The following is a 22119-nucleotide window of genomic DNA, read 5'->3' on the forward strand; positions in this document are numbered from 1 at the left end:
TCGAATAGAGATGCCTGGCGCTGTGAGTCAATGCTGTCTGGATTTTTCGACCAGGAAATCGATCAGGACCCGCACCGCCGGCGGCATGCCCTTGGCTGTTGTGAAAACGATGTAGAATTGGCTCTCCTCCGACTGCCATTCCGGCAGCACCCGCACCAGCTTGCCGGCCTGGAGATCGGCCTCGCAGGCACTTTCGAGCAGAAGCCCGAAGCCGAGGCCGGCACGGGCCGCGTCGAGGATAGCGGTCATGCTGCGGCAGGTGAGCCGTGGCTGATGCCGAATCACCTGTTTGGTGTCATTCGGACCGACCAGTTCCCAGGTGTGGAACGACACCCATGACGTCATTGCTAACGTCGGCAGGTCCGCGAGTTCGTCCACGCAATTCAAGGTGCCGGTGCGCTCGACGAGCGACGGACTTGCAACCAGGATACGCCTGATACGGTCGAGCTTGCGCATCGTCAGGCTCGTCTGCGTCTCCGGCTCGTTGGTCGCCCTCACCTCGAGGTCGATCCGCTCGTTGATGAGGTCGGCGCGCCGGTCGGAGCCGATGATCTGCAGCTTGATCTTCGGATAACGTTCCAGGAATTCGGGCAGGATTCCCCCGACCGAGATGTCGACGAGGCCGAGCGGGCAGCCCATCCGCACCACACCTTGCGGGTCGGACTGAGCCTCGCTGACGATCGATTTGGCGCGATCGGCCTCCTGCAGAATGGTCTGGCATCTTTCGTAGAAAGCTTGGCCGATCTCAGTCACCCGGAAGTGACGGGTCGAGCGTTCTATGAGCCTTGCACCAAGCCCTTCCTCAAGCCGGCTGACCCGCCTGCTGAGTTTCGAACGTGGTATTTTGAGATCGCGACTTGCAGACGCGAAACCGCCGCTGGAGACGACAGCGGCGAAATAATAGTAGTCGTTGAGATCGTCCATAAGAACAAGCTATCCGAGAGTAGGAATGAATGCCGGCCCCAGCAAGGGTTGTATCCTCTCTCGCAAAAAGCTGTGATCACATTGTCGGCATTGGATTTTCTCTTCGCGACCTGTTGCGACAAAGCCAGCCAACACCGCATAGGAAGACAGACCAACAGCCGTCCGCGCGATAAATCTATCGGTGGATCCAGCTCGTTTGAAAGATTGAAAACGGGGTGCCTCAAGAAACGAGGCGGGCAGATGCCGACGTGCGCGCAACGTACCTGTTGGGCTCACCTGAAAGACTGTCTTGAAGACGGCGCTTCAAAAACGCTGCAAGGACGGTCCGGCAGGGAAGACCGGACCCGTCCCCGTAGCTGATCGGAGGTCACTCGGATCAGAAACTGATTTAAGTGCTCCCGGTCCGAAGACCGGGAGCATATCCACCAAGTGGATTAGAACGAACGCTGCAGACGGAAGTAGCCCGTCGTGGAGTCGTCAGCATCTTCCGGATCGAGGTACTGAACCGAAGCCTTGGCGTAGAAGTTGTCGACGATCTGGTAATCAACGGTCAGACCGACCTTCCATGCATCACCGGCACCGTCGTAATCGCTAGGAACGGTGTCAAACGCGCTGGCACCGCCGATGTAGTTGGCGTAGTACTGAACACCCGGGGTGATTTTCAGCTTGTCGGTTGCCTTGATGGCGTATTCGGCAGCAACTGCCCATTCAGCCGTCGAGTAGTAGGAGTTCGGGCCGGAAGAGTACACAGCAGCGAGGCCGAGCGTACCGGGACCGATGTCAACCGTACCCATTGCACGGACAGCGCCGTCTTCGTTGTCGACGTCCCAGCCGCCAGTGACCTGGTAGCTGAACGCGCCGGCAGTGCCGCCGATGCCGAAGGCAACGCCGACATTGTTCGGACCATCGTTCGGAACAAGGAGGCCGGTGACGGGATCCACGTCACCCTGATAAACGCCGTCTTCCAGTTCATCGACGCTGATGCCAGCGTAGAAGGTGCCGCTTTCATACTGATAGCGGAGCGAGTTGTGCAGCGTTACGACCGAGCCGATGTCGTCGGTTTCGCCAGAGAGACCATCGTCCCACCAGCTGTAGAACAGACCAGCGCGGAAGCCCGCGATGTCGAGGTAAGCGGAATCGAGAATGGCGTCCTGAGCCGTGGCGTTGTCAGCATTGAACTGCATGACGATGACGCCGGTCAGCGGACCATATTCGGTGTCGCTCTTGGCCGTGAACTGAACCTGACCGCGGGTGACAGCATCCCAGTCCGAATCGCCGCCGACGTCTTCGCCAACGTTAACCTGGAAACGGATGTAGCCTTCGATCTTGAGGCAGGTTTCGGTGCCCGGGATGTAGAAGTAGCCGGTGCCGTAAGCGTCGCAGACGCGAACATATTCAACCGGTTCCGGCTCAGCAGCAACAATAGCGTCAGCTGCAAGAACCGGCGTCGATGCAGCAAACGCTGCTGCTGATGCAAGCAAAACCATTCTGATGTTCATTTACCAATCCATTCCTTTGTCGATCGGGGCTGGCTTCAGATCGGGTAATCGATTTGAAGCCGGCCCAGTTTGAACAGCCATCTCGGCGTGCGGATCGATCGAACCGCCAAACCGTCATCACATACAAGGCCCTATCAAGCAATTCTCGATACACGCCAGATGGGTTCTCACGGGCTACTTTCCCCGACAACGTGATTTTTATACAACAATTTCAGATATTTGGACGAAAAACATGCCAAACGGCTCCGCGACGGAAATCTTCCATCGCAAGCCGCAAACGCTACACCCCTTTGTCAAATTCTCCACCGTCCGACCCCCGTCGAACATACTGGTGAAGCACATAAACTCTACCGCCTGCTAACGAGCACAAACAAGGTGGCGGTTTAGAACATAGTGTCCTGAATTCGATACCAATGAGACAAAATTATGACAGATCGCCCATTGGTTTCATCGACCATAACCCCGGAATCCTTACCAGGCTATTCACTTTTCCAGGAATTTTGTTCGATTTGAGCGTTTTTTCGCTATTTTTGAGGCTTTTTTACAATAGCAGATCGCGCATGCCTAAACTCGGCCTTGCCGAAGCGGCAATCCCACGTGCGGCCAGAGTGTCACACGCCGCCTCCAACGGGCATATCCCCGCTCAGACTCACGCCTGGCCCCGGACGCTCGCTGGATTTTGCATTATCGCGTGCGGTCACGGCCGCACGCTTGACCTCAATCTTCGTTGGATTTGGCATTATCGAGAATCATGTAGTCGAGCGGCAGCTGCGTCGAATACTTGATCTGCTCCATCGCGAAGGCGGAGGAAACGTCGCGAATCTCGATCTTGGCGATCATCCGCTTATAAAAGGCGTCATAGGCGGCAATATCGGGCACGACGACTCGCAGGAGATAATCGACATCACCGCTCATCCGGTAGAATTCGACCACTTCGGGGAATTCGGCGACCACCTCGGAAAAACGGCGCAACCATTCGATCGAATGAGTGGCAGTGCGAATCGACACGAAGACGGTGACCTTGGTGTTGACCTTCTCCGGATCGAGGATGGCGACTCGGCGCTTGATGACGCCGTCTTCTTCCATCTTCTGGATGCGCCGCCAGCATGGCGTCGTCGAAAGCCCCACTTTCTTGGCGAGATCGGCAACGGCAAGCGTCGAATCTTCTTGCAGAAGACGCAGTATTTTTCGGTCGAGGCGGTCCATGCGCACAACAGTCCTTTCGAATTATTTTCTTTGTATAACTCGATTCCGCGCAACTAAAAGAATTTTGTTTCAGGAAAGCAGCATTTTCGTCCGTTCCTGCAAGACCGGGAGCAATTCTTTCTCGAACCAGGGATTGCGCTTCAGCCAGCCGCTATTGCGCCAGCTCGGATGCGGCAGCGGCAGCACCGCCGGCAATCGGTGGGACAGAAGACAGTCACGCCACGCCCGCACCGTCTCGGTCATATTGTCCCGCCTTTCACCGGCCATATGCCAAGCCTGCGCATATTGGCCGATGACCAGCACCAATTCGATCTGTGGCATGGCCGAGATCACCCTTTGCCGCCAGAACGGCGCGCATTCGCGCCGCGGCGGCAGATCCGCGCCCTTACCGTCGTAGCCAGGAAAGCAGAAGCCCATCGGCACGATGGCGAATCGGTCGCGGTCGTAGAAGCTTGCCCTGTCAACGCCAAGCCATGACCGCAGCCGGTCGCCCGAGGCATCATCGAACGGCAGCCCGCTCTCATGCACCCGAAGCCCGGGCGCCTGCCCGGCGATCAGGATGCGTGCGCTCGACGAGATCACGGCCACCGGGCGCGGCTCGTGCGGCAGCCGGTGCTCGATGCCTTTTGCCGGTGCGTCTCGACAGATACGGCAGGAGGCGATCTCCCGCCGCAGCATCTCCAGCGTGGCCTCGTCGGTCATAACTTTACTCCCATCCGACGATCTGCCCCATGAAGTGCAGGACGCCGTCGAAACCCGACCTCTGGCGCGCATGGTCGCGCACATCGCGCGGCCGCTCGAAAGTCCCGGCCCAGAGTCCCGCCTTTTCAGCCTTCGCCTCGGCTTCCTCCCTCTCATAACCGCCATAGGAGATGGCCATGCCCCGGCGCACCATGGCGGCATTGATGTCGCCGCCCGCCCCGCTCCGGCAGATGACGAGCAGCCTGTCGTAGCGGTCGTGCCGGCTGCCCTGACAAAGTGTTCCAGATGCCAGCACCATGCCCTGCAGCGCCTCGCGCGCCGCGCGGCCACAGGCCCAGGCCTTCCCTTCCCGCTCGCAGCTCTGGTTGAGCTCCGGCGCATCGATGCCTTCGAGGCGCAAACGTTCGGCTCCCAATGTCAGACTGTCGCCGTCGGCGGCATGGAAAGCACCCATATGCTCGATTTTTGCCGCATCATTGAGCTTGGCGGCGATCAGCGCCACGAGCGCCAGCAGGGCAAAAGCGGTCACGCCGTCGCGAATCAGGCGCAGGCCCCGTGTCACGCTTTCGCCTCCTTAAAAAACAAATCCTTGGCAAAGATGGCAAACATCTTCTTAAGAATTGTCGATTAAGCTCTTATCCACCCTGGGATGAAGTTTCAACGTGCACATGAGTACCGGCGTAAGCACATCGACCGACAAGATCATCGTCGACAGGTCGCGCAGCCACCGCAATAAGGCCGTTTCCAAGGCCGTGCGGCAGACGCGCGAACGTCTTCAGTCCGGTCATGCGTCAAATTCCTCCTTCGATCGTGACGTGCTCAACATGTATGTGGCATCGGTGCTGCAGAGCGCGACGATCATGCCGCTCTTCGTCGTCATCGTCACCGCGCTTGGCGTCTATTTCACCCAGAATACGCAATTGCTCTTCTGGGCGCTGCTGACGCTCACCTGTCACACCGGCAATATCCTGCTGGCGCGGCGCGCCCGCCGGCAGGAAATCACTTCCGAGAGCGCCCGCAAATGGCGCCGCCTGCTGCTGCTCGGCCAGTTCCTGCTCGGCTGCTGCTGGGCCGTCTTCGCGCTGCAGGACTGCGACACCTGCGAGCCGTCGAGCTTCATTCTCTATAAGGGTGCGACACTGCTGATCGCGCTCTCCGTCACAGCCATGTCGAACTTCATGCTGACGCCCGCCGTGCTTGCCGCCTTCTCGCCCGCGGTCCTGGCGCTCGCCGCCAAGAGCGGCCTGTCGCGCGACCTGCTCGAAATCAGCCTGACGGGGGCCTTCACCACCACCCTTGTCTTCTTCAATTATATCAGCGACCGGCTCTTCAAGTCGAACCTCAGGATCCTCTCCTACCAGTCGGAGAAGGACGACCTGATCGCCGAGCTTGAGGTCGCGAAATCGATGTCGGACGAGGCTCGCCGCCGCGCCGAAGAGGCAAACCTCGCCAAGTCCCGCTTCCTTGCTTCCATGTCGCATGAACTCAGAACCCCGCTCAACGCCATCCTCGGCTTTTCCGAGGTGATGTCGGCCGAGGTCATGGGGCCGCTCGCCAATCCGACCTACAAGGAATATGCCGGCGATATCCACCGCTCCGGCCAGCATCTGCTCGATCTCATCAACGAGATCCTCGACCTGTCGCGCATCGAGGCCGGCAAATACGAGCTGAGCGAGGAGGCGATTTCGCTGCTCGATATCACCGAAGATTGCATCGGCATGGTCCAGCTGCGCGCCCGCGCCAAGAACATTGCCATTTCGGACCAGTTCGAGCGGCAGCTGCCGGCCATCTGGGCCGACGAGAAGTCGATGCGCCAGGTGGTGCTCAACCTTCTCTCCAATGCGGTCAAGTTCACACCGCAGGGCGGCGAGATCCACGTCAAGGTCGGCTGGACAGCTGGCGGCGGACAGTACATCTCGATCAAGGACAACGGCCCCGGCATTCCGGAAGAAGAGATTCCCGTTGTCCTGTCGGCCTTTGGCCAGGGCTCGATCGCCATCAAGAGCGCCGAACAGGGTACCGGCCTCGGCCTGCCGATCGTCCAGGCGATCCTTGCCAAGCATGACGGGCAGTTCCTGCTGAAATCGAAGCTGCGCGAGGGCACCGAGGTTATCGCCATCCTGCCTGCCAAGCGCGTGCTCCAGAGCCTGCCGGCCGTCGAGGAGGCTCAGGCCGTCGCGCGCAAGCGCAAGAGTTTTGCCTGATTCAGCTAAAGCATGATGCCGAAAAGTGTGAACGGTTTTCGGGCAACATTATGCGCTAATTTTAGAATTGGATCCGGATGACTTCAGGCCGATCCAGCTGAAATCATCCTGATCCAAAGAACAGGTGCTTGCCGAGGACAAAGCCGAGATAGAGACAGCAGGCGGCAATCATGCAGGTTACCGCGAAGGAGCCGAGATCCTTGGCATGTTTGCCGACGATCGAAATCTCCGGCGAAATCCGGTCGATCACCTCTTCAACGGCGGTATTCATCGCCTCCATCGAAAAGAGCCCGAGAAACAGAATCACTGCGACGACGATCTCGCCTGCAGTCGCTCCCACCAGCGCCAGCGCCGCGATCGAAACGACGAAGAATCCGAGTTCCTGGCGGAAAGCCGCTTCTTTCAGCACCCGCAGAAAGCCCGCCCAAGAGTAGCTGGCGGCGGCGATGAAATGCCGAAGTCCGGTCTCTTTCGTCACCGCAGGCTTCGTCAAGATGCCCTCTCCTCTTCCCGTTGCATCACAGACCGGGAGAGGCTTTGCCGTCTCCCCTTCGATGAGCGAATACGCAAATACCGAATCCATTTGGGCGGCGCAAGCGAACGCATGCGGATCGGCGGCACCGACCGCGGCCTTAATGCTTATTCGACACACCCGCCTGGGCGAAGGTCGCCATGCCGGAATGGCAGGCGGCGGCCGCCTTGACGATGCCGGCGGCTAGCGCCGCACCGGTGCCTTCGCCGAGCCGCATGCCAAGCGCCAGAAGCGGCGTCTTGCCGAGCATCTCGATTGCGCGAAGATGCCCGGGCTCGCCGGAGACATGACCGATCAGGCAATGATCGAGCGCGGACGGATTGGCAGCCTTCAGGATCGCCGCCGCGGCGGTCGCGACATAACCGTCGATCAGCACCGGGATGCGCTCCATGCGAGCAGCAAGAATGGCGCCGGCCATCGCCGCGATCTCGCGGCCACCGAGCCGGCGCATGATCTCCAGCGGATCGTCGAGATGGTCACCATGCAGCGCCACCGCCTTTTCCACCGCCGCGATCTTGCGCTCCAGCATCTCGCCTTCCGAACCGGTGCCGGGTCCGACCCAGTCGCGCGCCGAACCGCCGTAGAGCGCATAGTTGATCGCCGCCGCAATCGTCGTATTGCCGATGCCCATCTCGCCGATGCAGAGCAGGTCGGTGCCGCCGGCGATCGCCTCCATGCCGAAGGCCATGGTCGCGGCGCAATCGCGCTCGGAAAGCGCTGCCTCCTCAGTGATGTCACCGGTGGGATAATCGAGCGCCAGATCGAAGACTTTCAGTCCAAGATCATAGGCGACACAGATCTGATTGATCGCAGCACCGCCCGCTGCGAAGTTCTCTACCATCTGTTGCGTCACCGTTGGCGGAAAAGGTGTGATGCCTTGCTTGGTGACACCGTGATTGCCGGCAAAGATCGCCACCAGCGGCCGGTTGACGGCAGGTGTGCGGCCGGTCCAGGCGGCAAGCCAGAAAGCGATTTCCTCGAGCCGTCCGAGCGCGCCCGGCGGCTTGGTCAGCTGCGCGTCGCGTTCGCGCGCGGCCACCAGCGCGCGGGCATCCGGCCCCGGCAGGTCACGAAGCAGAGTACGGAAATCGTCGAACGGCAGGCCTGAAACGCTCATCTGTACGGTTTTCCTATAAATCCGGGTATTCTTGTTTTTTCCACGCAAATCAGCTTCTTTGCGAATGGCAACTCTCTTAAAGCGGGCGGACGAGGCGAACAACTCCAAAAGCGCAGCCGCGACCATAAGCCGAGACCTCCGGCAGAACGAAGCAGAATGAAGATCAAGGACTATGCGGTCGATACCGCCCGCGCCGTCGCCTTCCTCAGCCGCATTCCCATGCCGCAATCGCTGTTCAAGGGCTATGACGGCAGGCTCGGCCCGCTGGTGCGCGCCTTTCCCTTCGCCGGCATCGTCATCGGCTTCATCCCTGCACTCGCTCTCCTCCTCCTTTTGGGGCTGCGTGCGGACCCGCTGATGGCAGCCCTGATCGCGCTTTCCATCCAGGTCTTCGTCACCGGCGCGCTGCACGAGGACGGCCTGGCCGATACGGCCGACGGCATCGGCGGCGGCAAGAGCCGCGAGCACAGCCTCCTCATCATGAAGGACAGCCGGATCGGCACCTATGGCGCGATAGCGCTGATCCTCTCCTTCGTGATCCGCGCAGCCGCGCTTGCCGCCATCGCCCGCCATTCCGCGCCGCTCGCTGCCGCGCTTGCCATTCCCGCTGTCGCGGCGCTGAGCCGCGGCGCCATCGCCTGGCACTGGCAGCGGTTGGCGCCGGCAAAGGCCGATGGCGTGGCCGCCTCGACCGGCCAGCCGGACGAGGCGACGATGCAGTTTGCGCTCGCCTCATCCGGCCTCGTCGCAGCGCTTCTGATCTGGCCTGCCTTCGGCCTGCGGCCGCTGGTCGCAAGCCTGCTCGCCACCGGCATCGCAGGGTTTGCCGTCACCGCTTTCATCCGCCGCAAGCTTGCCGGCCACACCGGCGACACGCTGGGCGCAACGCAGCAAATTTGCGAGATCGCCACCCTTTGCGCCCTTGCCACGGCTCTTTGAAACTCCGATATATCCTCCATGCAAACACCCTGTGTTCACGTCTGCTCCCTGGTTTCAGCCACCGGATTTTGCGCCGGCTGCGGCCGGACTCTTCAGGAAATCGGCAGCTGGATGAGCTACTCCGACACCGAGCGAAGACGAATCATGGCGCTGCTGCCGGCAAGGCTTGCAGGTGCCGCCACGGCGTTCGATCACATGAAAACAAACCTCGCCAGCGGGCCGGAGCGGCCTTTATGATCCGTTTGACCGTCTTCCTCGTTGTGATCGGCATCGGCCTTGCCGTGCTGATCGTCAACAATGACAGCGGCCGCATCCTCAGCCTGCAGAGCGATGACTTCGGCCGCGTCGTCTATCTGCTGCCGATCGCGCTGATGCTGTCTGCCGGCATCTGGGGGAGCCGGCGCAGCGTCGGCGAAACGATGCGCCAGATGATGATCTGGCTGGTCATCATCCTGGCGCTTGTGACTGTCTATCTCTATCGCCAGGAGGCACTCGGCGTCGGCAACAGGCTGCTCGCCGGCCTCGTTCCCGGCCACGCCGTCGTCGTCACCACAAGTGAGGGCGGCCAGGAGATCATTCTGCACAAGCTGCTGAACGGCCATTTCGAAGCCGATGTCGCTGTCAACGGCCAGACGATCGAGATGCTCGTTGATACCGGCGCCAGCATGGTGGCGCTGTCGCGCGAAGACGCCGAACGGATCGGCATCGACCTCTCTCGCCTCACCTATTCCATGACGGTCATGACCGCCAATGGCCGCGGCCGCGCAGCACCTGTCACCCTCGACCAGGTGGCGATCGGACCGATCATTCGCAACAATGTCGCAGCCAGTGTCGCCGAAGACGGCCGGCTCGACCAGAGCCTGCTTGGCATGAGCTTCCTGGAAACGCTGGGCTCGCTGCAGATGCAGACCGACGAACTCCGCATGCGCGATTAATGCGGCTCCGCCGCTTTACGGCGACAACCGGATCTGGCAGCTTGGGCACAAGAACAACAAGACCACAAAGAGCAAAAAGAAACTCCTGCCGCATAATTCCTTAAATCGGAATCGATTTAAGGAATTTTGCAACAATTCAAAGTGCTACAGCGTCCTTTGCGCGTCTGAAAAGACGCGCGGCGCTGTAGTCTGGTGGCACCGCATGTTCGACCGGCCTTCGCCCGAAGCGAGGCCTTGACCCATGGGTGCGACAGGAGTTTCGCAATGAATTCACTCTGGCCGATCGTCATCGGCGGCGTTCTGCCCGCCCTGTTCTGGGGCATCACCGCCATATTCCAGAAGCAGAGCGCCACATCAGCCACCGGCTCCGCCGTCTATCTGATAGCCTTCGGCGCTGCCTGCGCGCTTGCTGGCCTGATCGCCGCATTGATCTGGCGCCCTGCCCCATGGACCGCCGAAGGTCTCGGCTTTGCCGCCACATCAGGCGCCTGCTTTGCCGTCGGCACCGGCCTCATCAGCTTTGCGCTTTTCACTTACGGTGTCCCCGTCTCGAAACTCGCGCCGATCTGGAGCTGCAACGCGCTGGTGACACTGGCAATCGGCGCCGTCTTTCTCGGCGAAGCCTCCGAGCTCGACATAATAAAGCTCGTCGCCGGCACCCTCCTCATCATCTCGGGCGCCCTTCTCGTCAGCAGCGCCTGACGGAAACCCGGCGCAATATGCGGCAGCACAAGATGAGCGGTTCGCCGCCCCATGCTCCTGCGTTGCAGCGCGTTCTGCTTTGTTGATATCCTGCGTCAAGGCGCCTGTGCGCGCCGTACCGGAGCCCGACATGAACCCACGACAATTGAAGACATTCCTAGCGGTGATCCGGCACAAAAATCTCACGCGCGCCGCTGCCGAGGTCAATCTCGCTCAGTCGAGCCTCAGCGACCAGATACAGGCGCTGGAAGAGGAACTGGGCGCAGACCTCTTCCTCCGCTCCCGGCAGGGCGTCGTCCCGACACCGGCAGGCGCGGCCCTCAAGGCCTATGCCGAAGAGATATTGGCGCTGAACGACGAGGCGAAGGCCGCCGTCAGTGCTGCAGCCGGCAGCGCCGGACAGTCTATCACCTTGGGTACGCTCGAAACCATCGCAGCCGAAAGGCTGGCGCCGTGGCTGTCACTCTTTCGCAAGAAGAACCCAGACCTCGGCCTCAAGCTCAAGATCGGCGGCAGCGGCGAATTGCTTGCGCAATTGCAGCAGGGCTCGATCGACGTCGCCTTCACCTTCGATCGCGGGCATCAGGATGAACGCTTCTTGACGCGCCGCATCTGCAGCGAACCGCTGGTGCTGATTGCCGGCCGCGATTCGCAAGCCCGACCACCCGCAAGCCTCGCGGCCCTGAGCACCGTGCCCTTCGTCGCCACCGAAACCGGCTGCGTCTACCGACACCTGTTCGACACGGCCTTTGCCGAAGCGCACATTGCAGCACCATCAATCGTCACGGAAGCCGACAGCATCGCGACGATCATCCGACTCGTTGCATCCGGCACCGGTTATGGCCTTGTGCCGCGCCTTGCGGTCGGCCCGGCCGCAACACGGGGCGACGTCGTCGAACTGCCATGGCCCGGCAAACCACCCGCAGCCTCGCTGGTGATGATGTGGCGGCGCAGGCGCGTGCAGCCGCCGGCGCTTACCCTTCTGCTGCAATCGGCAAGCGAAGAACTCTCGCCGCTCAGACCAGCCGATGCCCGCCTTCGACATGCAGGATAGTGCCTGTCGTGAAGCCGTTGCCGATGAGGAAGCGGATCGCATCGGCAATATCATCAGGCTGTCCAACGCGTCCGGCCGGCAGGCGCTGCGCCATCGCATCGAGCGTCGCCTGCTTGGCGTCGCCGGCGACGAAGCTCCAGATCGGCGTATCTACCCATCCGGGAGACACCGCGTTGATCCGGATCGGCGCCAGCTCGATCGCCAGCGCCCTGACCAGGCCTTCCAGCGCCGCATTGACGGCTGCGACCACCGATCCACGCGCCGCAGGCCGGTAGGCCGCGATACCTGACGTGTAGGTGATCGATCCTAAGGGCGGCAAATGGGCGGCGCCATATTTCGCCAGCAGCAGCGGCCCGTAGAATTTACTCTCGATCACCCTTTGCGCCGCCGCAAGCTCGATCGAAGGCAGCAGCTGATAGGCGCCCTCGATATCGGCCGCCGTGCTGACGATGTGATCGACCGGCCCGCTATTGCGGAACAGCGCCGCGACCTCTTCCTCCCGCGATATATCGGCGGCAATCGTCGCCAGTCCAGGATGGTCATCGAGATCGCGGCGGGCCGCCGCAAGCCTATCCTCGCTGCGTCCTGCGATCGTCACCGCCGCCCCTTCCCCGAGCAAACGCCTCGCCAGCGCCAGCCCCATTCCGGAACTGCCGCCAACAATAATGATCTTCGCGCCTTCGATCCTGATATCCGTCATCTGCCGTCTCCTTCTTGGCTGACGCAGCAGATGCCTCAGGCCGGAGCGGAAGAAAAACAGAAGAAACCGATGACATCATCGAGTTTTCCGATGGTTGTTTCAGAAAACGATCAGTTGCGCAGCCGGTAACCGGTCTTGAAGATCCAAGCGAGTGTTCCCAAGCAGATCACCAGAAACACCGTGATCATCGCCAGGCTGATCGCCGGGTTGACATCGGCGATGCCATAGAAGCTCCAGCGGAAGCCGCTGACGAGATAGAGCACCGGGTTGAGGTGGCTGACCGCCTGCCAGAATGGCGGCAGCATACTGACCGAATAGAAGCTGCCGCCGAGGAAGGTCAGCGGCGGCACGACCAGCATGGGAATGAGGTTCAGCTGTTCGAAATTGCCGGCCCAGATGCCGATCATGAAGCCGAACAGGCTGAAGGTAATCGCCGTCAGCAGGAAGAACAGGATCATCATGAAGGGATGCTCGATCCTGACGTCGACGAAGAGATTGGCGGTCAAGAGAATGATGAAGCCGATCAGCATCCCCTTGGTCGCCGCCGCCCCGACATAACCGAGCAGGATCTCCGTCATCGCCACCGGCGCCGAAAGCACCTCGTAGATCGTGCCGGTGAATTTCGGGAAATAGATGCCGAAGGAGCCGTTGCTGATGCATTGGCCAAGCAGCGTCAGCATGATCAGGCCGGGCGTGATGAAGGCGCCGTAGGACACGCCCTCCACCTCCTGAATGCGTGAACCGACCGCGGCACCGAAGACGATAAAATAGAGCGAGGTGGAGATCACGGGCGAGATGACGCTCTGCAGCAGCGTGCGGCGCGTACGCGCCATCTCGAAGAAATAGATCGACTTGACCGCCTCGACGTTCATTTGCTCGCTCCCACCAGCGCCACAAAGATGTCCTCGAGCGAGCTCTGCCGCGTCGAGAGATCCTTGAAATGGATATTGTTCTCGCCGAGCCGGGTCAGCAGGGCTGCAATGCTTTCCTGCTCGTTGTCAGTATCGAAATCATAGGTCAGGCGGTTGCCGTCTGCCTCCAGCGTCAGTCCATTGCCGGCAAAACAATCCGGCAGCCGGCTGAGCGGTTCGGTGAGATCGAGAATGAGCTGCTTGCGGCCGAGCTTGGCCATCAGCGCTGCTTTGTCCTCGACGAGCAGCAACTCGCCGCCATTGATGACGCCGACGCGGTCGGCGATTTCCTCGGCCTCTTCGATATAATGGGTGGTCAGGATGATCGTGACGCCGGAGGCCCTAAGCTCTTCGACGACATGCCACATGTCCTTGCGCAGCGTCACGTCGACGCCGGCGGTCGGCTCGTCGAGGAAAAGGATATCCGGCTCATGCGAGAGCGCCTTGGCGATCAGCACTCGCCGCTTCATGCCGCCGGAGAGCTGGCGCAGCATATTGTCCTTTTTGTCCCAGAGTGAGAGCGCGCGCAGCACCTTCTCTATATGGGCAGGATTGGCTTTCTTGCCGTGCAGACCGCGAGAAAAGCTCACCGTATTGAACACCGTTTCGAACTGATCGGTGGTCAACTCCTGCGGCACCAGCCCGATCATCCCGCGGGTGGCGCGGAAATCCTTCACGACGTCGTGGTCCGCGACCAACACCCGGCCGCCGCTCGGATTGGCGATGCCGCAGATGATCGAGATCAGCGTCGTCTTGCCCGCGCCGTTTGGCCCGAGCAGCGCCAGGATCTCACCCTTTTCGACGTCGAGATTGATGCCCTTCAGGGCCTCGAACCCATTGGCATAGGTCTTGGTGAGGTTCTGAACGGAAATGATGGGGGCCATGCGGGACTCTTGCGGATTCTCGGAATTACTTCGGCCGCTATATAGTCCCTTTGTAACGCTTTAACATCCTTTAGCCATGAACACTGCATTCACGCTGCTAACACAGTTGGCCCGCTGACCTGCTGACGTGGGCGAAGTAGCCGGCATCGGGTTTTCGCGAAAGAAAGGCAGCGTCGGCTTCGGATGTCATCATCCGGTGATATTCATGCCCGATAAGGGAGCCGAGGCCAGCACCGGCATCCGCCCCGCCGCCCACCCCTTTGCGGAGCCGTCTCCGGGTGTTCTCGTTGCGCCCCTTTTTCGCTGCCTCGGCATGTAGTCAAAGTTATTGTTCAGTCACGAAGTGCTTGGAACCGGCCAGTATCCCCTGTCTAACCGCGTCCCGTCTTAGCCGGCCCTGCGCCGGCTTTCTTTTTATCTGCCTCTTCTCCGCTCCTCGCTCTTTCCGTGATCCACGCGGATGAAAGCGACCAAGGGTGCACCCCTCACAGCTCGTCGTAATTGAACCAGTCGAAATCCGCGGCCTTCGCCCGGCCCGACGTATCGAAGGCGAATACACCAGCGAAGGCGCCGGTGAAGGAGCCGTGTTCGCCGCGTCCGCCTTCGTCGGAAATCACGCCGGCGTCAAGGATCGGGCCGATCGGCTGCCAGGCGCCCTTGCCTTCTGTCTGCCAGAAGAATTGCAGGTCGTTCTCGCGGATTTCCATGGCGAGCTGAACGCGACCCTCGGCGGCGATCGAAACCCCGCTTTCGGCGGGAAAGCTGAGGCGTCCGTTCGGGTAATCGCCGTTGCAGGAGAGGATCGTCACGCAGCGGCCGAGTGTTTCGTGCAGCGTTACGGCAACCGCGTGGAACTTGTGGCGGTTGTAATAATGCGTCAGCCCCGCCACCTGCTGATAGGTGTCGGGCGAGAACTCGATCACGGTTTCGGCGCGGAAACTGTGGTGTTCCTGGCGGCGGGCGACCAGCGACTGCTCAAACCAGGAGCCAATGCTTTCGCGCGCAATCAGGCGCAAATGGCCGGCACGATCCGTCAGGTTGAAGATGCGCTCGGGCTCGGGCGTGCGCAGCCACTGGAAATCGGCGGGCAATGTGCCGCCGTCGAAGTTGTATTCGCTGCGCATCGGCTTTTCCACGGGCACCGCGCCAAAGAGGCCCGGCACATCGACATCGGGCACTGAGGTGCCGTTTTCAAGATAGAGCCAGTCATCGTCGCGCCAGACGCATTTCTGTAAGGATGTCTCGCGCCCCAGCGTGCAGCGCCGTTTCGGCGGTAGCGGCCGGCCGCACAGATGGGTGTGATAGGCCTCGCCCTCGGGCGTCTCGACATATTGACCGTGCCCTGCCCGTTGCAGCACCGCGCCCGGGTGATCCTTGGAGGTGATCAGATGCATGTTCGGATGCATCTCATAGGGTCCGTCGATCTTTCGCGACCGCGCCATGGTGACGGCATGGTCGTAGCCGGTGCCGCCCTCGGCGGTGGTCAAATAATACCAGCCATTGCGTTTGAAGAGATGCGGGCCCTCGACGAGGCCGAGCGGGCTGCCGGCGAAAATGTTCTTGATCGGCCCCTTCAGCGCCTTTGCCGCCGGATCCCATTCCTGCAGCAGGATGCCGTCGAAGGCCGGCGATTTCGGCGAGCCGCCATAGCTTTCGGTGCGGTGGTTCCACTGCATGTTGACGAACCACTTGCGGCCGTCATCGTCGTGAAAGAGCGAGGGATCGAAGCCGGAGGAATTGACATAGACCGGCTCGGACCAATCGGCCTCGATCGTAGGTGCCGTGACGATGTAGTTCGGCGCATCCTTGAAATTGCCGTCGTAGCGCTTGACGTCGGTATAGACCAGCCAGAACTGCCCGTCGGCATAGGACAGGCACGGCGCCCAGATGCCGCAGCTATCGGGATTTCCGCGCATGTCGAGCTGCGATTTGCGCTCCAGCGGCCGGCGCACCAGCGTCCAGTTCACCAGGTCGCGCGAATGGTGGATCTGCACGCCGGGAAACCATTCGAAAGTCGAGGTGGCAATGTAATAATCAGCGCCAACGCGGCAGATCGACGGATCGGGATTGAACCCGGGCAGGATGGGGTTGCGGATCATGACAGGGTCTCCTCCGACCGGCGGGTGCTTTTGCTGTACGTACATCAGAGTATAGCAGAAAAAGGCCCGGAAGACTTGCCTCCGGGCCTGAGATGACTATTCGCGTTCGGCGGACTTGGCCCAGAGGTTGATGTCGGCCTCGCGGGCATAGACGTCGATCTCGGCGAGTTCCTCGACACTGAATTCGAGATTGTCGAGCGCCTTGACGCAATCGACGATCTGCGACGAGCGGCTTGCGCCGATCAGCGCCGAGGTCACGCGGCCGCCGCGCAGTACCCAGGCGATCGCCATCTGCGCCAGCGTCTGGCCGCGCCTTTCGGCGATCTCGTTGAGCTTGCGGATATTGTCGATGATCGAGGGGCGGATGTAGTCGCGCTTGAGAAAGTGGTTCTGCGCCGCGCGGCTGTCTTCGGGAATGCCACCGAGATATTTCGTCGTCAGCATGCCCTGGGCAAGTGGCGAGAAGACGATCGAGCCCATGCCGACCTCATCCAGCGTATCGAGCAGCCTGTCGTCCTCGACCCAGCGGTTGAGCATCGAATAGCTCGGCTGGTGAATCAGGCACGGTGTGCCGAGATCCTTGAGGATCTTTGCGGCTTCGCGCGAGCGCTGCGAATTATAGGAGGAAATGCCGACATAGAGCGCCCGGCCGGAACGGACGATATGATCGAGCGCGCCACAGGTCTCTTCCAATGGCGTTTCCGGGTCGAAACGGTGCGAATAGAAGATGTCGACATAATCGAGGCCCATGCGCTTCAAGCTCTGGTCGCAGGAGGCGATCAGGTATTTCCGGCTGCCCCATTCACCATATGGTCCGGGCCACATGTCGTAGCCGGCCTTGGAGGAGATGATCAGCTCGTCGCGAAGCCCAGCGAATTCGGTGCGCAGGATCTCGCCGAAGGCAGTTTCGGCGCTGCCGGGCGGCGGGCCGTAATTGTTGGCGAGGTCGAAATGGGTGATGCCGAGGTCGAAGGCCGTGCGGCACATGTCGATCTTGCGGTCATGCGGCGTGTCGCCGCCGAAATTGTGCCAGAGGCCGAGGGAGACGGCCGGCAGCTTCAGGCCGGAACGGCCCGTGCGGTTATATTTCATTTTCGAATAGCGGTCTGCGGCTGGTTGCCAGCTCATGATCCCAATCCTTAAAAGCAATTCCGGGAAAAGCGTGCAGCATTTTCCCTGAAAATTGCGCGTAACAAACGATCGAAGCAAAAAGGCGCGGGCTCGTCGCCCGCGCCGACAATAGAGTGTCGCAGGCCTACTTCAAGAGCGCCTGCGCTTCTTCGATGCCGAGGGCGGCCGGCTGCGTGCAGGTGGTGGTCAGGTCGATGAAACGGCCCTCCTCGCCCGATTTCAGGATCGAGGTCATGACGTCGACGCCGTGCAGCGTGCGGTCCAGCGAGCAGCGCGCATCGCGGCCTTCGATCAGCGACATCACCATGTCGGCAAGGCCGGCGGTGCGGTAATTGGCGCGCGCGCCGTTCGGGTTTTCCTGGTTGATCTTGCCGAATGGATGCTCCCAGGCGTCGAGCGGCTTGATGTCCTTGTCGCGGCCGCTGGCCTCGACGACGCCGCCGAAGAAGTTCGGGTCCGGCACGTAGAGCGAGCCATCGGTGCCGTAGAGCTCCATATTGGCATGGCGGTGCGACCACACATCCCAGCTCGCCGTCAGCGTCACCGTGGCACCGTTGACGAATTCGAGCAGCGCCTGGATCGTCGTCGGCGTCTTGACCGGGATGATCTCGCCATTGCGCGGCTCGCTGGTGATCGTGCGGGTGGGCGACGCCATCGAGGTCATGCCGCCGACGCGCTTCACCGGGCCGATCAGATTGATCAGATTAGCGATGTAATAGGGGCCGAGATCGAGGATCGGGCCGCCGCCCGGCAGGAAGAAGAAATCCGGGTTCGGATGCCACATCTCCATGCCGGGGCTCATCACGTAGCAGGCGCCCGAGGTCACCCGGCCGATGCCGCCGTCATCGATGAACTTGCGGGCGAGTTGATGGGCGCCGCCGAGGAAAGTGTCAGGCGCGCAGCCGACGGCAAGGTTCTTCTGCTTGGCGATACGGCGAAGCTCCTCGCCCTCTTCGAGCGAAAGCACCAGCGGCTTTTCGGAATAGACGTGTTTTCCGGCCTCGAGGATCGCCTTCGATACCCGGAAATGCGCATCCGGGATCGTCAGGTTGACGACGACGTCGATCTCGTCATTGACGAGAAGCTCGTCGATCGTCTGCGCTTTGACGCCATATTCCTCGGCCCGCGCCTCGGCCGCCTGCGCGTTGATATCGGCGCAGGCCAGCACCTTCAGCCCCTTGAAGAGCGGTGCCAGCGAGAAGTAAGTGGTGGAGATGTTGCCGCATCCGATGATGCCGACGCCAAGTTCCTTGGTCATGATGAAGCCTCAGTAGGTCTGGAAGGATGCGATCGAGCGGCTGATGTTGCGGTCGATGTCATTCGGGTTGTCGTGTTCGACGACGTAGTGCTTGGCCTTGGTGGCGCGCAACGCCGTCATCAGCCTGGCCCACTCGACCTTGCCGTGACCGACATCGGCCCAGCCGCTCTCATCCGTCGCCTCGCCGGCCGGTGCGATGTCCTTGACATGCACGGCGGTGATGCGCGGTCCGAGCTTCTCGATCCAGGCGAAGGGATCGGCGCCGCCGCGGATGACCCAGGCGATATCGGCCTCCCAGGAAATGTCGGGCGCGCCTTCAAAGATGTACTCGATCGGCCGCGAGCCATCCTGCAGCTTGAAGAATTCGAAATCATGATTGTGCCAGCCAAATTCGTAGCCGGCAGCCTTGTAGGGCTTGCTGATCTCCTGCAGCCGCTTGCCGAAGGCGACCCAGCCGGCAGCGTCGGACGGGCGTTCCTCGGCCGCCAGATGCGGTGCATAGATCGAATCCATGCCGAGGATCTTGGCAATGTTCAGCGACTTCTCGACCTCCTTCTCCAGGAAATCGGGGCTGAAATGACCGGTCGCCATCACCAGGCCGTTCTTGTCGAGGTCGGCGCGAAGGCTCTTCAGCCCGGCATCGTCGAGATCGGCATAAATGCCGCCGAAGCCCTCGACCTCCGCGTAGCCTGATTTGCCGAGCTTTTCGAAGATCGCCGAATAGGGCTGGAAGTTGCGGGCGCTATAGAGCTGGTAGCTGAGTTTCGTCATCATGTTCTCCTTGGGCCTCGTGCCCATTCTTGCAAGATCAATCCGCCGACTGGCAGGAATACAGGTCGTAGAACCGGAACTCCGGAAGCGCGCCACGATCAAGCGGCCGTGCCGGGGTAAAGGTGATGCGGCGGCTCTCACCGGCCGCAAGATCGAAGGCGTTGTCGGAATATTTGCCCTCCGTCTCGGTCTCGATCATCACGAAAAGCGCAAGTCCCCTAGCGGTGACGTTGATGTCGACGGAGCCATTCTCCTCGATATATTCGTGGGTGACTGTCAGCCCCGCGGGCTCCAGCTCCAGCGCCTTGTAGGTGCCGTTGACGTAATGCCCCTCGCCGCCCGTGCCGTTCGACGCGGTGAAGTGCCAGGCAAGCAGCGTTCCCTCGGGAATATCGGAGACGTCGATGCTTGTGGCAGTGACGGCCGCATCCGGCGAACACACAGCCTGCACGTCTTTCAGGTGCCGGCGTTCGCCCTTTACCGTCAGGATCGAGACTGCAAGATCAACGCTGACATCGGCAAGCGTGTCGTTGACCAGCGAGAAGCGGATCGTCTTTCCGTCATCGGAAGGAATGGCAGCAACCGCGACCGGCTGGAAGAAGCGCTTGACGAGGTAGTGCATCGCCTTCCAGCGGCCGCCATAGTCGAGGCTCGACCACGAGGCCACCGGCCACGTGTCGTTGAGCTGCCAGTAGATCGTGCCCATGCAATGGGGTTTGAGCGACCGCCAGTATTCCACCGCCGTCTTGATCGCCAGCCCCTGCTGGATCTGGGAGAGATAGACGAAGTTCGGAAAATCCTTAGGGAAGCGGAAATAACGGAACATCGTGCCGGCGATGCGCTCGTTGCCGCCGGCATTCTTCTGGTGCAGTTCCATGACGGGTGAAGCGACGTTCATGTCCTTCTCCTCGGCATAGGTCCTGATCACAGGCAGCGAGGTATAGGACTGGAAGCCGAATTCCGAGCAGAAGCGCGGACGCACCGAACGGTAATTGTCGAACGACTTGTTCTCGTGCCAGACCGACCAGTAATGCATGTCGCCGGATCCGTCCGCATGCCAGGCGTCGCCAAAATCGAGATAGCCGGACGCCGGGCTCGACGGCCACCAGAGCGCGCCGGGCAGCGCGTTCTTCACCGCCTGCTCGATGGTGCGGTTGAGGCGATCATAGGAGACGAGATAGCGGTCGCGGTCCTTCCTCGATTCCTCGAACCAGGTGAGCGCTCCGACCAGTTCGTTGTCGCCGCACCAGAGCACGATCGAGGCATGCGAGGAGAGCCGGCGCACCTGGTAATCGACCTCGATCGTTACATTGTCGAGGAAGTCCTCGGTCGAGGGGTAGAGGTTGCAGGCGAACATGAAGTCCTGCCAGACCATGAGGCCCAGTCGGTCGCAGAGATCATAGAAATGATCCTGCTCGTAGAAGCCGCCGCCCCAGACGCGGATCATGTTCATATTGGCGGCTTTGGCCGATTGCAGCAGGTCCTCGGTCTTCTCGGGCGAAGACAGCGAAAATAGCGCGTCGGCCGGGATCCAGTTGGCGCCGCGGCAGAAAATCTCGCGGCCGTTGACCTTGAAGGCGAAGCGGCTGCCTGACGCATCCGGCGTGGTGATCAGTTCGATGGTGCGAAGGCCGATCTGCTTGGTCACCTCATCCGTCGGCAATTGGACAGAAAGCCTGTAGAGCGCCTGCTCGCCGCTGCCAGACGGCCACCAGAGGCGCGGATTGTCGATATGGAAGAGGTGGTTGACATGGGTCTCGCCATTGACGCCGACATCCAGGCGCACGCGCTCGCCGTCGAGCTCGAAATAGACCTGGGCAATGTCTGGCCCCTTGGAAAACAGCGTCGCCGTCACTTTGAGATCGACCGAACCGTCATTATTGTGGGTCTGGCGGGTGACGACGTGTTCGATGCGCGCCGTTTCGAGCTTTTTCAGCGCGATCGTCCCGTAAAGGCCGAGCGGCGCAATGGCGATGTTCCAGTCCCAGCCGAAATGGCATTGCGGCTTGCGCAGCATGTTGCCGTCGGGGATTGGCGAATTGCCGGTGCTATAGGGAATGTAGAAGGGCTGCTGCTTCTGCCGCGCAGCAGCAATGGCGATGCTGGAGGCAAAGACGATGCGGATGCTGTTGTCGCCTGATTTCAGCATGCTGGAGACATCGGGCCGGTAGCGGCGAAAGCTGTTGTCGGCTTCGAGCGCCAGGAAGCCGTTGACGTGGACGCTGGCGACCGTGTCGAGATAATCGATATCGAGATACCAGTCGCCTTCGACCTTAGGAAGCGTGAAGCTGCGCTCGACCGCCCATTCGCGCTCGGCGACCCACTGCACCTTTTCCTCGTTGCGGCCGAAATAGGGATCGGGGATCAGGCTTGCGCGGTGGAGCGCGGTGTGCACGTCGCCCGGCAAGATGATCGCAGTGCGGATCTCGCCGTCGACGGAGGCTAGCTGCCACGAACCGGAAAGGTCGATGTTGAAACCGTTCTTCGGCAAGGATGTCATAGTCGTATCCCGATCGGGCCGCTCCTGGGATCGCCGGACAAGCCGGACCGC

At 61.0% G+C, this 22119-nt stretch carries 21 protein-coding genes; 6 read left to right on the forward strand and 15 right to left on the reverse strand.

What is annotated here, in order from left to right; genetic code table 11:
• Nucleotides 1-27 precede the first annotated feature (27 nt).
• The 5 genes from ELH03_RS11470 to ELH03_RS11495 form a co-directional block, all read right to left on the reverse strand.
• On the reverse strand, nucleotides 28-924 hold the full coding sequence (locus ELH03_RS11470; RefSeq protein ID WP_128410706.1) for a LysR substrate-binding domain-containing protein: 897 nt from the start codon (nucleotides 922-924) through the stop codon (nucleotides 28-30).
• Nucleotides 925-1358: 434 nt separating this feature from the next.
• Complete coding sequence (locus ELH03_RS11475; RefSeq protein ID WP_130658956.1) at nucleotides 1359-2423, reverse strand: porin; 1065 nt, start codon at nucleotides 2421-2423, stop codon at nucleotides 1359-1361.
• 717 nt (nucleotides 2424-3140) lie between these two features.
• Nucleotides 3141-3629, reverse strand: a complete 489-nt coding sequence (locus ELH03_RS11485; protein WP_003540387.1) for an Lrp/AsnC family transcriptional regulator — start codon at nucleotides 3627-3629, stop codon at nucleotides 3141-3143.
• A gap of 69 nt (nucleotides 3630-3698) precedes the next feature.
• Nucleotides 3699-4331: a uracil-DNA glycosylase family protein gene (locus ELH03_RS11490; RefSeq protein ID WP_128411142.1), complete on the reverse strand. Its 633-nt coding sequence runs from the start codon at nucleotides 4329-4331 to the stop codon at nucleotides 3699-3701.
• A gap of 4 nt (nucleotides 4332-4335) precedes the next feature.
• The gene (locus ELH03_RS11495; protein ID WP_128411143.1) at nucleotides 4336-4893 is read right to left on the reverse strand and encodes a thermonuclease family protein; all 558 of its coding nucleotides are present in this window, start codon (nucleotides 4891-4893) and stop codon (nucleotides 4336-4338) included.
• A gap of 106 nt (nucleotides 4894-4999) precedes the next feature.
• Between ELH03_RS11495 and ELH03_RS11500 the strand changes: the two genes are divergently transcribed.
• On the forward strand, nucleotides 5000-6535 hold the full coding sequence (locus tag ELH03_RS11500; protein ID WP_128404665.1) for a sensor histidine kinase: 1536 nt from the start codon (nucleotides 5000-5002) through the stop codon (nucleotides 6533-6535).
• Nucleotides 6536-6638: 103 nt separating this feature from the next.
• Here the strand turns inward: ELH03_RS11500 and ELH03_RS11505 are convergent, their stop codons facing one another.
• Both ELH03_RS11505 and cobT read right to left on the reverse strand, forming a co-directional pair.
• Nucleotides 6639-7028 (reverse strand): diacylglycerol kinase, encoded by a 390-nt coding sequence (locus ELH03_RS11505; protein ID WP_128411144.1) that lies wholly within the window; start codon nucleotides 7026-7028, stop codon nucleotides 6639-6641.
• Between the two features lie 139 nt (nucleotides 7029-7167).
• Nucleotides 7168-8184, reverse strand: coding sequence for a nicotinate-nucleotide--dimethylbenzimidazole phosphoribosyltransferase (cobT, locus tag ELH03_RS11510; RefSeq protein WP_011652311.1), 1017 nt, complete (start codon nucleotides 8182-8184; stop codon nucleotides 7168-7170).
• Between the two features lie 156 nt (nucleotides 8185-8340).
• Here cobT and ELH03_RS11515 point away from each other — a divergent pair, with 156 nt between their 5' ends.
• From ELH03_RS11515 to ELH03_RS11535, 5 genes are all read left to right on the forward strand, one after another.
• Nucleotides 8341-9123, forward strand: coding sequence for an adenosylcobinamide-GDP ribazoletransferase (locus ELH03_RS11515; protein ID WP_128411145.1), 783 nt, complete (start codon nucleotides 8341-8343; stop codon nucleotides 9121-9123).
• 18 nt (nucleotides 9124-9141) lie between these two features.
• The gene (locus tag ELH03_RS11520) at nucleotides 9142-9360 is read left to right on the forward strand and encodes a DUF1289 domain-containing protein (protein WP_128411146.1); all 219 of its coding nucleotides are present in this window, start codon (nucleotides 9142-9144) and stop codon (nucleotides 9358-9360) included.
• Complete coding sequence (locus ELH03_RS11525) at nucleotides 9357-10058, forward strand: TIGR02281 family clan AA aspartic protease (protein ID WP_128411147.1); 702 nt, start codon at nucleotides 9357-9359, stop codon at nucleotides 10056-10058. The genes ELH03_RS11520 and ELH03_RS11525 overlap by 4 nt, the downstream gene beginning before the upstream one ends.
• A 264-nt stretch (nucleotides 10059-10322) precedes the next feature.
• A complete protein-coding gene (locus ELH03_RS11530) occupies nucleotides 10323-10760 on the forward strand; it encodes an EamA family transporter (RefSeq protein WP_128411148.1) in 438 nt (145 codons plus the stop codon).
• A 130-nt stretch (nucleotides 10761-10890) separates the two neighbouring features.
• On the forward strand, nucleotides 10891-11814 hold the full coding sequence (locus ELH03_RS11535; RefSeq protein WP_128411149.1) for a LysR family transcriptional regulator: 924 nt from the start codon (nucleotides 10891-10893) through the stop codon (nucleotides 11812-11814).
• Here the strand turns inward: ELH03_RS11535 and ELH03_RS11540 are convergent.
• From ELH03_RS11540 to ELH03_RS11575, 8 genes are all read right to left on the reverse strand, one after another.
• Complete coding sequence (locus tag ELH03_RS11540; protein ID WP_128411150.1) at nucleotides 11777-12514, reverse strand: SDR family oxidoreductase; 738 nt, start codon at nucleotides 12512-12514, stop codon at nucleotides 11777-11779. The two genes, ELH03_RS11535 and ELH03_RS11540, sit on opposite strands and share 38 nt — an antisense overlap.
• 110 nt (nucleotides 12515-12624) lie before the next feature.
• Nucleotides 12625-13386, reverse strand: coding sequence for an ABC transporter permease (locus ELH03_RS11545; protein WP_128404674.1), 762 nt, complete (start codon nucleotides 13384-13386; stop codon nucleotides 12625-12627).
• On the reverse strand, nucleotides 13383-14309 hold the full coding sequence (locus ELH03_RS11550) for an ABC transporter ATP-binding protein (RefSeq protein ID WP_128411151.1): 927 nt from the start codon (nucleotides 14307-14309) through the stop codon (nucleotides 13383-13385). Before ELH03_RS11550 ends, ELH03_RS11545 begins: the two co-directional genes overlap by 4 nt.
• Before the next feature lie 485 nt (nucleotides 14310-14794).
• Complete coding sequence (locus ELH03_RS11555; protein ID WP_130766318.1) at nucleotides 14795-16408, reverse strand: glycoside hydrolase family 43 protein; 1614 nt, start codon at nucleotides 16406-16408, stop codon at nucleotides 14795-14797.
• 96 nt (nucleotides 16409-16504) lie between these two features.
• On the reverse strand, nucleotides 16505-17536 hold the full coding sequence (mgrA, locus tag ELH03_RS11560) for an L-glyceraldehyde 3-phosphate reductase (RefSeq protein ID WP_105006406.1): 1032 nt from the start codon (nucleotides 17534-17536) through the stop codon (nucleotides 16505-16507).
• 127 nt (nucleotides 17537-17663) lie between these two features.
• Nucleotides 17664-18797 (reverse strand): Gfo/Idh/MocA family protein, encoded by a 1134-nt coding sequence (locus ELH03_RS11565; RefSeq protein WP_130766319.1) that lies wholly within the window; start codon nucleotides 18795-18797, stop codon nucleotides 17664-17666.
• A 9-nt stretch (nucleotides 18798-18806) separates the two neighbouring features.
• Entirely contained in the window at nucleotides 18807-19568 is a 762-nt protein-coding gene (locus tag ELH03_RS11570) for a sugar phosphate isomerase/epimerase family protein (RefSeq protein ID WP_128404679.1), read from the reverse strand.
• Between the two features lie 37 nt (nucleotides 19569-19605).
• Entirely contained in the window at nucleotides 19606-22068 is a 2463-nt protein-coding gene (locus ELH03_RS11575) for a beta-mannosidase (RefSeq protein WP_130766320.1), read from the reverse strand.
• Nucleotides 22069-22119 lie beyond the last annotated feature (51 nt).

Origin of the sequence: Rhizobium beringeri, from assembly GCF_004306515.1 — a bacterium.
Lineage (GTDB): Bacteria > Pseudomonadota > Alphaproteobacteria > Rhizobiales > Rhizobiaceae > Rhizobium > Rhizobium beringeri.

What these genes read in the sequence shown, in the direction of transcription:
- ELH03_RS11470 (WP_128410706.1), bottom strand. Translation starts at nt 924, where the DNA reads ATGGACGATCTCAACGACTACTATTATTTCGCCGCTGTCGTCTCCAGC.
- ELH03_RS11475 (WP_130658956.1), bottom strand. Translation starts at nt 2,423, where the DNA reads ATGAACATCAGAATGGTTTTGCTTGCATCAGCAGCAGCGTTTGCTGCA.
- ELH03_RS11485 (WP_003540387.1), bottom strand. Translation starts at nt 3,629, where the DNA reads ATGGACCGCCTCGACCGAAAAATACTGCGTCTTCTGCAAGAAGATTCG.
- ELH03_RS11490 (WP_128411142.1), bottom strand. Translation starts at nt 4,331, where the DNA reads ATGACCGACGAGGCCACGCTGGAGATGCTGCGGCGGGAGATCGCCTCC.
- ELH03_RS11500 (WP_128404665.1), top strand. Translation starts at nt 5,000, where the DNA reads ATGAGTACCGGCGTAAGCACATCGACCGACAAGATCATCGTCGACAGG.
- cobT (WP_011652311.1), bottom strand. Translation starts at nt 8,184, where the DNA reads ATGAGCGTTTCAGGCCTGCCGTTCGACGATTTCCGTACTCTGCTTCGT.
- ELH03_RS11515 (WP_128411145.1), top strand. Translation starts at nt 8,341, where the DNA reads ATGAAGATCAAGGACTATGCGGTCGATACCGCCCGCGCCGTCGCCTTC.
- ELH03_RS11520 (WP_128411146.1), top strand. Translation starts at nt 9,142, where the DNA reads ATGCAAACACCCTGTGTTCACGTCTGCTCCCTGGTTTCAGCCACCGGA.
- ELH03_RS11525 (WP_128411147.1), top strand. Translation starts at nt 9,357, where the DNA reads ATGATCCGTTTGACCGTCTTCCTCGTTGTGATCGGCATCGGCCTTGCC.
- ELH03_RS11530 (WP_128411148.1), top strand. Translation starts at nt 10,323, where the DNA reads ATGAATTCACTCTGGCCGATCGTCATCGGCGGCGTTCTGCCCGCCCTG.
- ELH03_RS11535 (WP_128411149.1), top strand. Translation starts at nt 10,891, where the DNA reads ATGAACCCACGACAATTGAAGACATTCCTAGCGGTGATCCGGCACAAA.
- ELH03_RS11540 (WP_128411150.1), bottom strand. Translation starts at nt 12,514, where the DNA reads ATGACGGATATCAGGATCGAAGGCGCGAAGATCATTATTGTTGGCGGC.
- ELH03_RS11545 (WP_128404674.1), bottom strand. Translation starts at nt 13,386, where the DNA reads ATGAACGTCGAGGCGGTCAAGTCGATCTATTTCTTCGAGATGGCGCGT.
- ELH03_RS11550 (WP_128411151.1), bottom strand. Translation starts at nt 14,309, where the DNA reads ATGGCCCCCATCATTTCCGTTCAGAACCTCACCAAGACCTATGCCAAT.
- ELH03_RS11555 (WP_130766318.1), bottom strand. Translation starts at nt 16,408, where the DNA reads ATGATCCGCAACCCCATCCTGCCCGGGTTCAATCCCGATCCGTCGATC.
- mgrA (WP_105006406.1), bottom strand. Translation starts at nt 17,536, where the DNA reads ATGAGCTGGCAACCAGCCGCAGACCGCTATTCGAAAATGAAATATAAC.
- ELH03_RS11565 (WP_130766319.1), bottom strand. Translation starts at nt 18,797, where the DNA reads ATGACCAAGGAACTTGGCGTCGGCATCATCGGATGCGGCAACATCTCC.
- ELH03_RS11570 (WP_128404679.1), bottom strand. Translation starts at nt 19,568, where the DNA reads ATGACGAAACTCAGCTACCAGCTCTATAGCGCCCGCAACTTCCAGCCC.
- ELH03_RS11575 (WP_130766320.1), bottom strand. Translation starts at nt 22,068, where the DNA reads ATGACATCCTTGCCGAAGAACGGTTTCAACATCGACCTTTCCGGTTCG.